Below are 14,625 nucleotides of genomic sequence, written 5' to 3'. Positions count from 1 at the left end.
ATTTAAAAATACAAATGCTTATTTTATTATCATAATAATGCCTAAATCCTCCAGTAATCTATAAAACATGGAATAATTCTAATATAGAGGTCAATGGCCATAACGAAGGAAACAATTTATGCAGGCGAATATATTTTCTTTTTTATTCTCTTTATAAAGCATAACATTCTTAATCAGCCTTTTCATAAGTTATCCACAGATTTGAATCGAATATAAATTCCTAGAGAATAAAAAAGAATTTTAACAATGCTCTTGCGCATTACTAAAATTCTTTTTACATAATTATAATTTTTTAACCTTGAATTTATCCTTGTCATTTACTATTTTAATATTTAAATTATTTAATACTTTATCTAAACTTTTTATTTGATTAATATATTTTATATTACCTTTTTTAATTACCTTTTCTATCATTTTAATTATAGCTTCTTTTTCTTCAGCTTCTAATTTAACTCTTTGACATATATATTCTCTGTTAATATGAATTAATGTAGTCCAAATTTGTTCTTCTACTATGTTATTAATATTCATCATAACCCAAGTAAAGTCTTTTCTTCTATCTTTTACAGGGTATGCTTCCTTAAAGAATTTTATAAAGGCATCTTCTTCTTTAGGCTCCTTTTCAACTACATATTTACCAAACTGATTTTTTAATTCATTTTGAAGATACATAATAGTATTCGGTTTAACTTTATCTGACATCTTCTCAATATTATCATAGATAAAATTATAAGTATCTTGAATCTTTTCTGGGTCAGCTTCACCCTTTTTTAGTATCTTTGCAATATCAATATATTCTAAAATGTTCTTCTTGCAATTTAATTCTTTGTTATATAACTTTTCCCATATTTCTTCTGCATTTAAATTTTCTAAGCTTAAGTTTTCTTGCATGCTTACACTCCTTGGTATCTTTTAAGATACTATGTATTAAAATAATTGTACTCGTAAAAATATTTGTATTAAATTATTATCAAGGTACGCGATAATTTTATCACAATAAAATAAAAGGAGCAATTATAATGAATAATATTTTGAAAATTAACAAGGAACCGTCAAAAAAATAACTAATAATTATACTTGTATATTTTGCATACTTAATTTGTTATTTTATTTCTGGTTCCTTAATTAAAGTTATCTAATAATTATTCAAATAAATTAATAACCTTCTCATCTTTACCGCAACACTTTTTATATTTTTTTAAACTACCGCATGGACAAGGATCATTTCTTTTTATATCCTTATTTGCCTTTAAGCTAACTACATTTGATTTAATATCATTAGTAGTTGAACCCTTATATCTCCATAACCTAATTTTCTTAACAAATTTATTCATCATACTCGATGCAACATATCTGGCTTCTTCATTTTCAATATTAATTAATTCTATCATTTTATCTACTGCATCTTTAGGTTCATTTTCTTGAACATCAAAAATCAAGTCTTCCATCATAGCTATTAACATGTCTCTATCTACTCTAAACATATTAGTAAACTCTTTATAAAAAGTTTTTCCTGCTTTACTATTATAAACCCAATTTTCTTCTAACATATTTAATAATTCTTCTTTCGAAATCATGGCATAACTCAAATCTTTTTCTGTATCTATATCCTTTAATAGTTCATCAAAATTATCTATTTCATTATTAACAATAAACATTCCTTCTTCTCTATATTCATTGTAGTAATATGTTGCCTCTCTAATTAACTCTTCTAATTCACAATTTTCTATATTCAAATATCTTTCTATTATCTCTTTAGCATCTGTTAGTTTTAAAATACCATATACTTTATTCATTGCCCTAAAGATATTTACAATTTCACTATTAAATTTTATTACACGTCTATATTCAATACTATTTCTTTCTTTTATTAATGCTTGTACTATTTCAGGCATTAAAAATATTGATACACCATCTTTTACAGTTGGAAAGAGCATTCCTTGCTGTATAAAATATACACTCTTATCTGCTTCCTCTTCATCAATATCATCAAAAAGTTTTACACCTTTGCTATCCACATAACTTTTTAAAATCCTATATCTTTCCTCGTCAAAGAATAAAGCTCTTTTTTCAACCAAATTCTTATATTCTTTAAGTAATGTTTCAATTAATTTTTCTTTATTTAAACCTGATATCTTATTTACTCCAAGATTTCTTGCTATATTATATATTTCATCTTTAGACAAACAATTTATTAATTCATTTAAATCAAAAGAATAAACTCTTTTACTTAGCTTTTTCTCTATTTTATTAGCAAGTTTATCTAATCTATCTTCTATGCTCCTGCAATCCTCACATAGCCAACCATTATTTTCATCACTAAAATAACTTGCTGGTTCTCCACAGTTTTTGCATTTATTATTTTCTTTTTCCTCTTCATTGCACTTTTTCATCTCAATGCATTTCCCTGTATTTTCTTCTCCATTTTTTATTTGTTTATTATAATCATTCTTTTTCTTCAAACAATTCTATCTCCTCTGTATATAAAATCAATCTACTCCTTAAGTACAAATTTGATTTTATATATAAATTAAATTTAAGTCAATAACTCACTAATACTTTCTATTATATCTGATAAAATACCAAAGGCTATTTCAAAATTGAAATTAAATTCCTATTTTGAAATAGCCAAATCTTAGTTCTTTATTAATTTTTCAAAAAATTAATCATTCCAATACAGTCTCAAATTTTACACTTGCCATCTGAACAAATTCCTAAACTACTATCATCTTGACTTTGTTCTTCCACTGTAAATTTCTCTATTGGTAATGAGAGTTCTTCTTTTCTTACTTTCTCCAACATCTCTAAAAACAACTCAGGTTGTTGCGCACCAGATATTGCATATTTATTATTAAATACAAAGTAAGGAACACCGCTTATTTTAAGCTTTGAGGCGCTTTCTTCGTCATTTCTCACTTCAGCTCCATACTTATCTGATTCCAATACTTGTAAAGCTTTATCAATATTAAGACCAACTTCACCAGCTAGGCCAGCCAATACTTTATAATCAGATATATTTAGTGAATCTATAAAGTATGCTTTTAAAATTCTTTCTGCTAATTCATTCATCTTGCCTTCTGTTTTTGCATAGTGTGTTATCCTATGTGCATCAAAAGTATTAGTTGGAATTAAATTATCGAAATCATATTCAAGACCAATAGCCTTAGCTTGTTCAACAATTTGATTATTTGATGCTTTAGCTTGCTCTACTGATATGCCATACTTTTTTGCTATTATTTCATGAATATTTCCATCAAATTTCTTTTTAGCTGCAAAATCAAGTTCAAAACTTCTAAAAACTAATTCAACTTCATTCCTATGTTCAAATTTATTTAAAGCAATTTCTAATCTTCTTCTGCCTAAATAGCAAAATGGACACATAAAATCAGACCATACTTCTATTTTCATTTCTAACACTTCCTTCCTAGTATTTATATTATAAAATTTTAATTAAAAATCAAACCTTCTCTTAATTCTCTCATGTTAATTCCTACATTAAATAAATTAATAGAATTATTGCTAATATGGCTAAACCACCTTGCTTTATAAAAATACAAAAACTAAAATTTATCTTTTTTATAGCATCACAAAGTATTTATTTCAATTTAATTGTAATAAATACAATTGCGCTTGTCAATATATTTTTTGCTGTAATTAGTATATAACATCAGTATCAATTATTCTTTATCTACAGTCCTTTTACCTATTTCGATATCATGTATACTCTCCCGAACATTTAAAAGATAAACTTAATTTTTATAATGAATTCATTTCTTTAAAATAAAAAAACACAAATTTTCGTAGGTTTCATGATGGAAGCTAACCGTATCGTATCAAATGTACAATATCTAATGAAGAATAATAGAAAGAGCCTATAACAGCATTTTCACTTATGCGTGTTATAGGCTCTTCGTCTTTGTATCTGGCTCTTTATCTAAACATTAGGCACAATCAAATAAATAACAAGCCCATTTGCCGACCTATTTTCCATCGTCCTGCGTCGGCAAAATGCCATAATAGGCCCGCTATGATGGCACTTTGCCTCCTTGCCTGATGAAAAATATGCATGGCAACTTTGGACTTGTTATTTATTTTCATGTGCCTTAACTATTTCATTTCATCAATTGCAGTTTTACCAGCAATTCTTCCGAAGGTAAATATATCAGTTAATGCATTACCGCCAAGACGGTTACCTGCATGGATACCTCCAGCAACTTCTCCAGCAGCATAAAGATTTTTAATTGGTTTATCATTTTCATCTAATACGTGGGCTTTAGTGTCTATCTTAAGTCCACCCATTGTATGATGAACTGCTGGCTTTCTTGGAGTAGCATAAAACGGTGCTTTCTCTACTTTTAAGCTAAATGTATCCTTATGGAATTCAGGATCAAAACCAGCATCCACATATGAATTATATTTATTAATTGTGTCTACAAGAACTGCAGGATCCATACCAACTTTTACTGCTAGCTCTTCTAGGGTATCGGCTCTAAATAAAGTACCAGCTTCTACCTGACGGTCTAACTTTTCTTGACTTGTATTAGCTGCAGTTTTCTTTATTTCATCATCAGCTATAAGGTAGAATAAACCACCCTGTTCAATTGCAGCTTTTGTTAATACATCTCTTCCAGAGAATTCATTAATAAATCTTTTTCCTTCTTTATTTACCATTACAAAGTTTTCAGGAGGTACTTGAACTCCACTGAATAGTTCACCAGTTTCAGGATCAGCTACAGGCATCATTTGAGTGAAGCCCATTCCTGTAAGTGCTGCTCCTACAGATTTACCAAGTACTATTCCATCACCAGTCATAGCATATGAATTTGTAGTTTTTATATCATCAGCTATTTCATTCCAGTAAGTGTTGTATTCTTTCAGCATCTTTGTGTTCGCGCCAAAACCACCACTTGCAAGGACTACCGCTTTTGCATGAACAGTTATCTTTTGGCCATTAACACCAGTTGCTATAACTCCTTTTATTTCACCATCTTCTATGATAAATTCTTTTACAGGACTATCAGTAATGATTTTTCCTGAGCTATCTTGTACATATTTTGTTAGTGCAAGTATAAATGATGAACCATGGCTTTTAGTAGGCTTATGACCACGACGCCAAAGTGCACCAACTGGAGCAAATACTATGCTCTTATCATACTCAACCCCTATATCTTCTAGCCATTTAACACTCTCTAAAGCTCTGTCTGTAAGTATCTTTACTAGGTCATATTGGCCATATATTGTGTTACCATTAAGGTCAGTTCTTTTACCACCAAAATATGTTTGCATTCTGTGAAGTAGTGGAGAGTCAAATAGATGCCCTTTTTGTGTTTCAAACTTTTTCTTGTATTCTGAAAACTCTTTTCTAAGTGCACGGAAATCATCTATGTATTCTGTATGAATTAAGCTCTCATCTGTAGCTAGTAGTTCTTCAATTGTATGTCTTTCTCCTTTATTTTCTTGAAACTGCATCTGCCACTCTGGATCTGCAGCATTGACAGGACCACCTGAACGTATGGTATTTCCACCTACTGCTGGATATTTCTCAAGAACAATAGCACTTCTACCATTTTGCAGCGCTGTTGCAGCTGCACTTAATCCAGCACCGCCTCCGCCTACAACTACTACATCACAAGTATATTCTTCGTCTTCTTTTATAAGACTGCTAGCAGGCTTTGGACGTCTCTTAAGTATGTCAGGGTTAACTCCTGCAAGCTTAACTGCTTTGGCTACACCATCTAATACAGCATTACTAGTTTCTGAAGCACCAGAAAGAGCATCGACATTTAATGTCTGTCCTTCAATTATTTTATCTGGTATTCTTACAAAAACTACATCTGCAAGTCCTTCTGTCTCTCCATCTGTATTTATATCTATACTTTCTATTCTGTCTTCACTAAAGGATACTTTCATTGGAAGACTTCCACTATGACCTATTGCATCTACCTCATATACTCCTGGGTTAAAGGTAAACTCTTCTTCTTCGTTAAGTTGATTTGAAATATTTGCAAAACGCATGAAGCGTAAGAAGCATATTTCTAAGAAGTCTATGGTTCTTTCATTATTTAGATTACCTTCCTCATCAAATGCTTTATTTGCGCTTCCAAGTAAAAATTCATATCCTGGCATTACATTTGCATCAACACCTGGTGCATCTAAGATTTGACGAAGATGTAGCTGTGCACGAGAAGAACCTTGAACATCAAGTGACGCACCAAGGATCATTACTGGTTTGCCGGCAAGTGGATGAAGATCAAAGCTTAGCCATTCAATTAAGCTTTTAAGACTAGATGGAATTGAGTGATTATACTCAGGAGTAGCTATAATAACACCATCACTTGCCGTAATCTTATTATTGAACATTTGTATTACTTCACTTGAGGATTGATTATCAGATTGATTAAACATAGGAACATCTGTAATCTCAAGTATTTCTATTTCTGCCTTCGACTCAAAGTATTTTTTCATAAACTGAAGTAGTTTACGATTATATGATCTTTTTGCACTAGTTCCAACAATTGCTATAAATTTCATTGATATTAATCCTCCTACTCTTGCCATGTGAATTTTTTAACTTTTTTATGTAAAACTTTTTCTGCTAAAAGTTTTGATGTAATATCTGTAAATAGAAGAAACTCTCTAAAAATTTCATCAAGTTCTGTTAGCTTATCTGAATAAATAAGATTTCCTGCGCTATCAAATGCCCCTTGTGATTTTCCTAAAAGGAATTCACTGCTTGGCATGATTCTAGCAGCAAGCTCAGGTGAATCAAGTATTTGTCTAAGATGTGCCTGTGCACGAGAAGAACCAAGTGTACCAAGAGAAGCCCCCACTATTAAAACAGGCTTGTCAGTAAGTGCCTGACTAGTGTAACTAATCCATTCAAGAGCACTCTTTAAAACCGCTGGTATGGCATGATCATACTCTGGAGTTGCTATTATTACACCATTTGCTTTTAAAATTTTATCAGATAATTCTGCTACCTTTTCGGGAACATCAGAATCCTCTGGTTCATTAAATGCAGGTAAATCCTTAATTTCATATAGTTCTATCTCTGCCTCACTCGAAAAATGCTTTTGCATAAATTGAAGCAGCATACGATTAGTTGACACATCTGAGTTAGTGCCTACAATTGCTAAATACTTCATAGTAATCCCCTTTCTGTATTTCAAAATTTCATAACTTCATAATTTTAATAATTGTTTGATATAATTTTAACATGTTACATATATTATATCTAATAGTTATTTATTGAAGTTTGATAACATATTTGTTATAATCGAACACAAGATTAAATGAGTAAGGCACTATCAAATCAAGTGAAACTTGATTCAGGTGGAGTTTGATCTCCATCTGAATCTTAGTTGAACTTATCTAGGGTCGTGCCGCTGTTTCACAAATCACTAATGTGATTTGTATAAATTCGATTAACCAAATACAAGATTTGGATTCTCACTTATCTCCCGCTTATAGAAGCGGGAGTGTTACAGCGGCTAGACATCAGATCAATAACAAGTCCACTTGCAAGCAAGGCTATTTGTGACTCGTTATTTATTTTCATGTGCCTAATTATTTCACAAAAGGATGAATTAAATGTCAAAATACTATTCTCAAGATATTTTGTATTATATTGATGCAATTTTAAAGCACAGTAATTATGGCAAGGCTGCCAAATCACTTTATATTTCTCAACCTCACTTGACACAGAGTATTAAAAGGATAGAAAGTCAGTTAAACTGTGAGCTTATAAGTCGTAACAAGCTTCCATATCGATTAACCGAACAGGGGAAGATATATTATCAGTATTTAACTTCAATAGAAAATAATTATGCGAGGCTGATTAGGGAAATATCAGCTGTGTCAGATATAGATAGCAAGGTTATAAAGATAGGAGTGCTTCCTAGCCTTGGGACCTACCTTTTACCTCTTTTTTTACCAAAGTTTTTGGATATACATCCAAACTGTAGAATAGAGCTTTCAGAGGTTTTACCAGAAAAAAATGAGAAACTCATTCTGAATGGTGAATTGGATTTTTGGCTTGGACAAAATTCAAGAAATATTTCTCCGAACTTAAACTCGATTACTTGGGGCAGACACGGATACCGTGCTATTATTCCTCGCTGCTGTGATCTATATCAGAAAGATGTCGCCATTATTCCAGAAGGAACTATCGACATAAACAAGATATTGTCTCAAAAGCTGATACTAACTTCCAAGGGTTCTGCTATAAGAAAGCAGATAGATCAATTATTAAGCGTTTATAAGGTGGAACCAAGGATCATAATGGAAAGCACCGAAATAAATACTGCACGTAACCTTGCAGCGAGTAATTTGGGACTGACCTTTATACCAGAAAGCGTCTATGTAAAGGAGTGTCCATCTGAATACAACATATATGAAATTCCAATTGATGAGCTGAGTTTAGATTATTTTATAGCATATCACAGTGAAAAAAAACTAACTGATATTGATAAAGACCTTATAGATGCATTTCTAATTCACGGACAAAATAATTACATTGTAGGAGAGCAAAATGAATGAGTATACGAAGATAATATATCTTATGGGAACAAAGATCTCTCTATATATAAAGGGAGAATCTGCTGAAAAGCTTGCAGAAAAGGCTTGTGATATGCTGATTAATTATGAAAAAGTCTTTAGTGCTAACAGTGATAACTCACAGCTTGCCATGCTAAAAAAAACAGCTCCACTAGCTCCGCAAGAAGTGGATGCAGAGCTGTATGAGCTGATAAAAATAGGAAAAAAACATAGTTTATGTGAGAATACATATTTAAATATTGCAATAGGACCATTAATAAAATTATGGAGAATAGGTTTTAAGGAGGCACATGTACCAGAGAAAGAAGCTATAGCAAATGTATTAGAACTTTTAAAGCCTGAAAATATACAACTAGATGATGAAAAAAAGACCGTGTATTTCTTAAAAAAAGGCATTGAAATAGACCTTGGCGCCATAGCTAAGGGCTATTTTGCTGATAAAGTTATGGAATTCTTTAAGGAAAATAGCGCTGTTTCAGCTATGGTAGATATGGGAGGTAATGTTCTCGTTTTTGGAGACTCACCATCAAACAGCGTTGACTGGAAGGTAGGAATACAAAATCCATTTCTACCAAGAGGAAATGCAGTGGCACTTGTCAAAATAAAAGATCAATCCGTTGTAACCTCAGGAATATATGAGAGAATGTTTGAAAAGGATGGACGTAAATACCACCATATATTTGACAGCAAAACAGGCTACCCAATAAAAAGTAATATAGCTTCTTTAACTATTATTGCTGATAAATCCATAGACTGCGATATATATACTACAAAATTGTTTGGATTAGATGCTGCTTCAATTATTCATAGAGTTAATAGAATTAAAGGTATGGGTGCTGTTGTAATAACTGTGGACGGAAAACTAGCCTATACAAATAATCTTATAGGAAGAATATCTCCATTAACAATGTAATATTCCCTACCTTTACCTTTCAAAAAACACAACCGCTTGTAAGTAGCTATTTAAGCCACATACAAATGGTCGTGGATTTTATGTTGGAGGCGAAGCATGACCTTATAAATCCACTACATTTCTAAAAAATTTTTAAAGAAGTGTTTCATAAGTATTATGCCATTATTACCATCACTGCAATTGTAATTAAGCTGCCTAATATTCTTCCTAAAGTAACACTGTAATCTATAATCACATTAGGTAATATGGTAAAAAATATGGAGTCCTTTCCTTGTTTAAAATAATTTTGATTACTATACTTATCAGAATAAATAAATTCCTCAACAATTGGCATAACTTGATTTCCGTAATGCATAAGGTTTTTATAACTAATACTTTCATAACGGGGCTGTTGAAATAGCCCCTTTTAAATTATGATAAATTAGTATCTATTGCGTTATATAAATAAGTGGTTAAACGCCTTGTAGAAATAATCATGAAAGTAGATACATTTTCCGCTGTGACCTTGCCATTTTGATACAAAACTGTAAAGAGCGCAGTTTCCTCTGTAGTAACAAGACCAATTCCCTTATGCCCTAAAAACATGATATCGTCCACATTTCTTGTATTATAAACAATAGCATTGTTAGCAACCCATATTTCATTTACATGCATTGGTGCATTTTGTGGGTTTTGAGACGGTAAGGATAAGAAATTAAATCTAGCAGCAATAAAGTCCTTTAATGACATTACTACTTTTGATACTATTTTAGTATCTATTGTATTTAAATTCATATCATAGGTCCTTGCAAGTAAATGTTCTGACTTTAGGACTACAGTTCTTGATATATAATTGAAATATAGAAAGAATTCATCAGTTGTTCTATAAGTTTGAAGTAAATCTCCACTTACAGAAGCTAATGAAATTGTTGCAGGAACTCCGTTAGAGTTTCCAAGATCAGCTTCTCTTTGTTGCTCCTCAATCTTTTTAATCTCTGTATAATCTACAGGTACATCTTCCGGTAGAACAATCACTACTTTCCCTTTGGGTAGATTTATTTCCACCGTTTTTATTTTTTCTTTTAAATCGTGCATCAAACTACGCCTCCTGAATCTTTGATATAGTTCAATATATGATTAATTTTATTGAAATGTTACATAATTTAACATATCAATAGATATCTTGTCAGGAAATTATACTATATTTTTTGTTTTTAAATCCCCTATAACCTTGCATATGTCATTATCGAAAGATAAACTTTTTTCTAATATTTTTCCAGCAATTCAGGATAATCCAAATTCATGCGACGTAGTAAAACATTATGATGCTTTTCTTCTATTTCTTTGAATGGGCAGCGGATAATAACAGGGGTATAGAAGCCAACACCTAGCTCTAAAATAATTAAGGTGACCTTTGAAATCCACCAGAAAATCTTATCTTATTTTAATCCAAAATATATTACATACTAATAACCTTACTTATGAAATCCGCCTCATTATTTATTAATGTATATATGTTGCAATTCACAATGCACATTTCACAATTCACAATTACGGCTAAAATTCTTGCAATAGTTTTAGAATCATAATGAAGAATTATTTTTGCAATATATATATGGATAATATTCATTATAACTTTCTAAATCGTTTAATTTTAATATTTAGTAACATATTTTTTTATCTTAATATCAGGTATAAATATTGATATTAAAACATAAAAGTTAGCACGAAATAAAGCTCTATACTAACTTTTAATAAAATAAAAAAAGCTAAGGATATTCTCCAAAGCTTTTTCTTATTTTATAGCTAACTAACTTTTTATCATAGATATTAAATAATTGTATTTATACTATTCACTCTTAAGTGCATCTATAATATTCTCCATTTTTACTCTTGAGCTAGAATAAAGCATTGCTACACCAACAATTATAAATACAGAAACTACAGCTGATAAAATGCTTACCCATGGAAGAATAAAATGAAAATTAAATTTTCCCATGATTATTCTATGAATTAAATACATTATTCCAATGCTTACTGGAAGTCCATATGCAAGTGATTTAATGCCATAAAATATACTTTCATAGTTTATCATTTTATTGAAGCTTTTTGGTGTCATTCCAACAGATTTTAACATAGCAAACTCTCTCTTTCTAAGAGCAACACTAGTGGATATTGTGTTAAGTATATTTGCAACGCAGATAGCTATAATTAGTGCAACAAATCCATATCCAAAAACTGACATAAGTACAATAATCTGATTTTCTCTTTGTCTATTCATAAATACATTTTGAATAGACATTCTATTGTCACCCCCAGCATTTATAATAGTTTCAATATCTGTCTGAAGTGTCACAGGATCATTACTCTTTATAAATAAGTTTGTATCTATGCTTTCAACTATATTCCCACGAACACCTATTATTTTATCAAATACTTCTCTAGATACTATAATGTTAAACCCTGGATTTGCCTCTTGAGAAAAAACTCCTGTCGGTAATTTATCTGTAGCAGCTGCTATTTCTACTGATGTTAGCGGCTCATCTTTTTCTGGTTCAAAGCTATGATAAAGTAAATCTAGCTTTTCTCCCTTATTTACTTTTACGGCCTTTGTTTGAATATATTTTTTAGTCTGCATATCTTTATATTTAACTGTATCAATAACTATTGCAGAAATCTTATTTGTATCTTTTAATAAGTTAAAATCTACTCCAACTTCTTTTGCATATATTTTAAGAGCTTCATTATCTAATGCATTTACATTAATACTATAAGGATATGCTCCATTTTTCATTATACTTTTGTCATCACCTTTCAAGTAGTCTGCCATGGAGTTTTCATTAATCCATACCCTTGCATCAAAAGTATTTACTTGGTTAAGCTCTTTTATATTATCAAGAGCGCTTATTTTTTTAACTGTATTGTTTTTTTCCTCTACATTTTTACCTGTAACCAATACATTTATATCAAAATTTATTCCATCTTGACTTAAAATAACAGACTTCTTTAAATCCGAAGCAAAAGAGTTTACACTTAAAAACAATACCATACTGATAGTCAAAGAAAATACTGTTGCCTTATATCTACCTTTATTTCTTTTTAAATTCTTAAGTCCTATATTTCCCTCAATACCAAACACTTTTTCTGTAAACCTTGAAGTTTTTATCTCTTTACCTGTTAATTTTATATCCGAGGTTTGACGAATAGCATCGATAGCAGATATACTTGAAGCTCTTTTTGCAGGAATATATGTTGATATTAGTATAGTAAGAGCAGAAACTACAATGGCAGCAATAACAATTAATGGCGATACAACTACCCTAAAGTTTTCAGTAACTCCCAAAACACCCCTAATCATAGAGTTTACACATAGGAACGTAAGGCTCATACCTAAAAATCCGCAAATAATTCCAATTGGAATACCTATTACTCCTATAACTGCTCCTTCAAAAAACACTGAATCTCTCTTTTGTCTTTTAGTAGCTCCTACACTTGATAGCATTCCTAAATACCTTGAACGTTCTGATACAGAAATAGCAAAAGCATTATATATGAGCGAAATAGATCCAACCATTATTATTATAATCATTATAGCTGATAGACCAAGAATCATATTGTGCATTGAATCATCCTTAACAACTCCATGATATCTAAGTAAGCTATTATTAAACTCTACTGTTTTTATTTTATTTTGTACTGCTATATCTTTTGCATGATCAAATAGCCCTCTGTTAATACTTTTTAATATTACAAACGCATTTTCTTTTTCCTTAGAAGTAACATTATTTTCATCTACATAACCAAGTACTGTAAAACCTGGAGCCCATGTGGGCTCAAACTTAGGACGCTTTATTATACCTACAATTTTATAAGTTTTTGTTTTTTCCTTTGTTAAAGTTTCTCCAAGAGTATCTTTATTCTTTTGAAAATAATCGTTCTGTGTCAAAACTCTATTGTCGGAATATCTCTTTCCAATATCAGCAGTTAGAGTATCTCCTATTTTGTAGTTAACTTTAGCATTGTTTATAATGTCCTCTGAAATTACAACTTCATTTGTAGCTTCTGGGAGCCTTCCCTTACTTAATTCAACTGGAAACTTCCTAAAACCTTCTTTGTTGTACTCCTGTATAAATAAGTAAGGTTTATTAACATTTTTACTTCCATTTAACACTGCATATCCTAAATCCCTACTCAAAATAACATTCTTCGTATTTTTATCACTTTTTATTGATTGGAGCTGAACGTTATCAATATCTTTATAGACAACATGCCACTCCCCTTCATTGGCTATACTTTGTCTTTGCATTACATCCATAAAAGAAACTACGAGAGTAGCCACACCAGTTACCATTGCCGCTGAGATAATTACACCTATTATAGTTACAATTGTTCTCTTTTTATTTAGTCTTAAATGCCTTAAAGTCAATTTATTTATTATATTCACGAGCGAACCACCTCATCCTTTTTAATTTCACCATCTTCTATTGCTATGATTCTGTCAGCTTGTAATGCAATACGCTCATCATGAGTAATTATTATAAGGGTTTGGTTAAAAGTTTTATTAAACATTTTTAATAAATCAACTATTTCACTACTATTCTTACTATCTAGATTTCCAGTTGGCTCATCAGCAAGCATTATAGCCGGATTACTTATAAGAGCTCTTCCTATAGACACTCTTTGTTGTTGTCCACCAGAAAGTTGGTTAGGCAAATGATTGAGCCTTTTCTCTAAGTTAAGTATTTTTATTATCTCATCAAACTGCTTCTTATCTACTTTGTGTCCATCAAGCAGTAGTGGGAGAGTAATATTTTCTTCTACATTGAGTACTGGAATAAGATTATAAAATTGATATATAAGTCCGATTTGTCTTCGCCTAAAGATAGCCAGCTGTGTTTCATCTAAATTATAAATATCAGTGTTATCTACTAAAACCTTGCCACTAGTCGGTCTATCTACCCCTCCAAGCATATGAAGCAAAGTTGATTTTCCTGAACCTGATGGTCCAATAATTGCGACAAATTCTCCTTTTTCTACTGAAAAGGATACATCATTAAGTGCCTTCACCGCAGTATCCCCGCTGCCATATACCTTAGATAAGTGTTCTATTCTTAGTATTTCCATCTTAAAACCTCCAAGTTTTTTTATCATGGTTTTAGTATATATAGTTCAGATGA

The 14,625-nt window shown here is 31.0% G+C and carries 11 protein-coding genes; 2 read left to right on the top strand and 9 right to left on the bottom strand.

Annotation, left to right across the window (positions count from 1 at the left end; all coding sequences use genetic code 11):
* Positions 1-282: 282 nt before the first annotated feature.
* From AXY43_RS25330 to AXY43_RS25310, 5 genes are all read right to left on the bottom strand, one after another.
* Entirely contained in the window at positions 283-891 is a 609-nt protein-coding gene (locus AXY43_RS25330; protein WP_087702700.1) for a hypothetical protein, read from the bottom strand.
* Positions 892-1,142: 251 nt separating this feature from the next.
* Positions 1,143-2,462 (bottom strand): SEC-C metal-binding domain-containing protein, encoded by a 1,320-nt coding sequence (locus AXY43_RS25325; RefSeq protein ID WP_105412355.1) that lies wholly within the window; start codon positions 2,460-2,462, stop codon positions 1,143-1,145.
* A 220-nt stretch (positions 2,463-2,682) separates the two neighbouring features.
* Entirely contained in the window at positions 2,683-3,408 is a 726-nt protein-coding gene (locus tag AXY43_RS25320; protein WP_181246126.1) for a DsbA family oxidoreductase, read from the bottom strand.
* A gap of 699 nt (positions 3,409-4,107) precedes the next feature.
* On the bottom strand, positions 4,108-6,531 hold the full coding sequence (locus AXY43_RS25315) for a flavocytochrome c (RefSeq protein ID WP_105412353.1): 2,424 nt from the start codon (positions 6,529-6,531) through the stop codon (positions 4,108-4,110).
* Positions 6,532-6,545: 14 nt separating this feature from the next.
* Positions 6,546-7,145: an NADPH-dependent FMN reductase gene (locus AXY43_RS25310; protein ID WP_012058282.1), complete on the bottom strand. Its 600-nt coding sequence runs from the start codon at positions 7,143-7,145 to the stop codon at positions 6,546-6,548.
* Positions 7,146-7,590: 445 nt separating this feature from the next.
* Here AXY43_RS25310 and AXY43_RS25305 point away from each other — a divergent pair, with 445 nt between their 5' ends.
* Positions 7,591-8,538 carry a LysR family transcriptional regulator gene (locus AXY43_RS25305; protein WP_105412352.1) on the top strand — a complete coding sequence of 316 codons (948 nt, stop codon included), beginning with the start codon at positions 7,591-7,593 and terminating at the stop codon, positions 8,536-8,538.
* Positions 8,531-9,469: an FAD:protein FMN transferase gene (locus tag AXY43_RS25300; RefSeq protein ID WP_105412351.1), complete on the top strand. Its 939-nt coding sequence runs from the start codon at positions 8,531-8,533 to the stop codon at positions 9,467-9,469. The genes AXY43_RS25305 and AXY43_RS25300 overlap by 8 nt, the downstream gene beginning before the upstream one ends.
* A 154-nt stretch (positions 9,470-9,623) precedes the next feature.
* Here AXY43_RS25300 and AXY43_RS25295 read toward each other — a convergent pair whose 3' ends face one another.
* The 4 genes from AXY43_RS25295 to AXY43_RS25280 all read right to left on the bottom strand — a co-directional run bounded on the left by AXY43_RS25295 (position 9,624) and on the right by AXY43_RS25280 (position 14,572).
* Positions 9,624-9,803, bottom strand: coding sequence for a hypothetical protein (locus AXY43_RS25295; RefSeq protein ID WP_077869958.1), 180 nt, complete (start codon positions 9,801-9,803; stop codon positions 9,624-9,626).
* A gap of 77 nt (positions 9,804-9,880) precedes the next feature.
* The gene (locus AXY43_RS25290) at positions 9,881-10,543 is read right to left on the bottom strand and encodes a hypothetical protein (protein ID WP_105412350.1); all 663 of its coding nucleotides are present in this window, start codon (positions 10,541-10,543) and stop codon (positions 9,881-9,883) included.
* A 754-nt stretch (positions 10,544-11,297) separates the two neighbouring features.
* Positions 11,298-13,892, bottom strand: coding sequence for an ABC transporter permease (locus tag AXY43_RS25285; protein ID WP_105412349.1), 2,595 nt, complete (start codon positions 13,890-13,892; stop codon positions 11,298-11,300).
* Positions 13,889-14,572 (bottom strand): ABC transporter ATP-binding protein, encoded by a 684-nt coding sequence (locus tag AXY43_RS25280; protein ID WP_065416982.1) that lies wholly within the window; start codon positions 14,570-14,572, stop codon positions 13,889-13,891. The genes AXY43_RS25285 and AXY43_RS25280 overlap by 4 nt, the downstream gene beginning before the upstream one ends.
* Positions 14,573-14,625 lie beyond the last annotated feature (53 nt).

The organism is Clostridium sp. MF28, from assembly GCF_002969175.1.
Classification (GTDB): Bacteria; Bacillota; Clostridia; order Clostridiales; family Clostridiaceae; genus Clostridium; species Clostridium beijerinckii.
The sequence above is the reverse complement of the archived record's forward strand: the minus strand, read 5'-3'. Positions and strand labels throughout refer to the sequence as shown.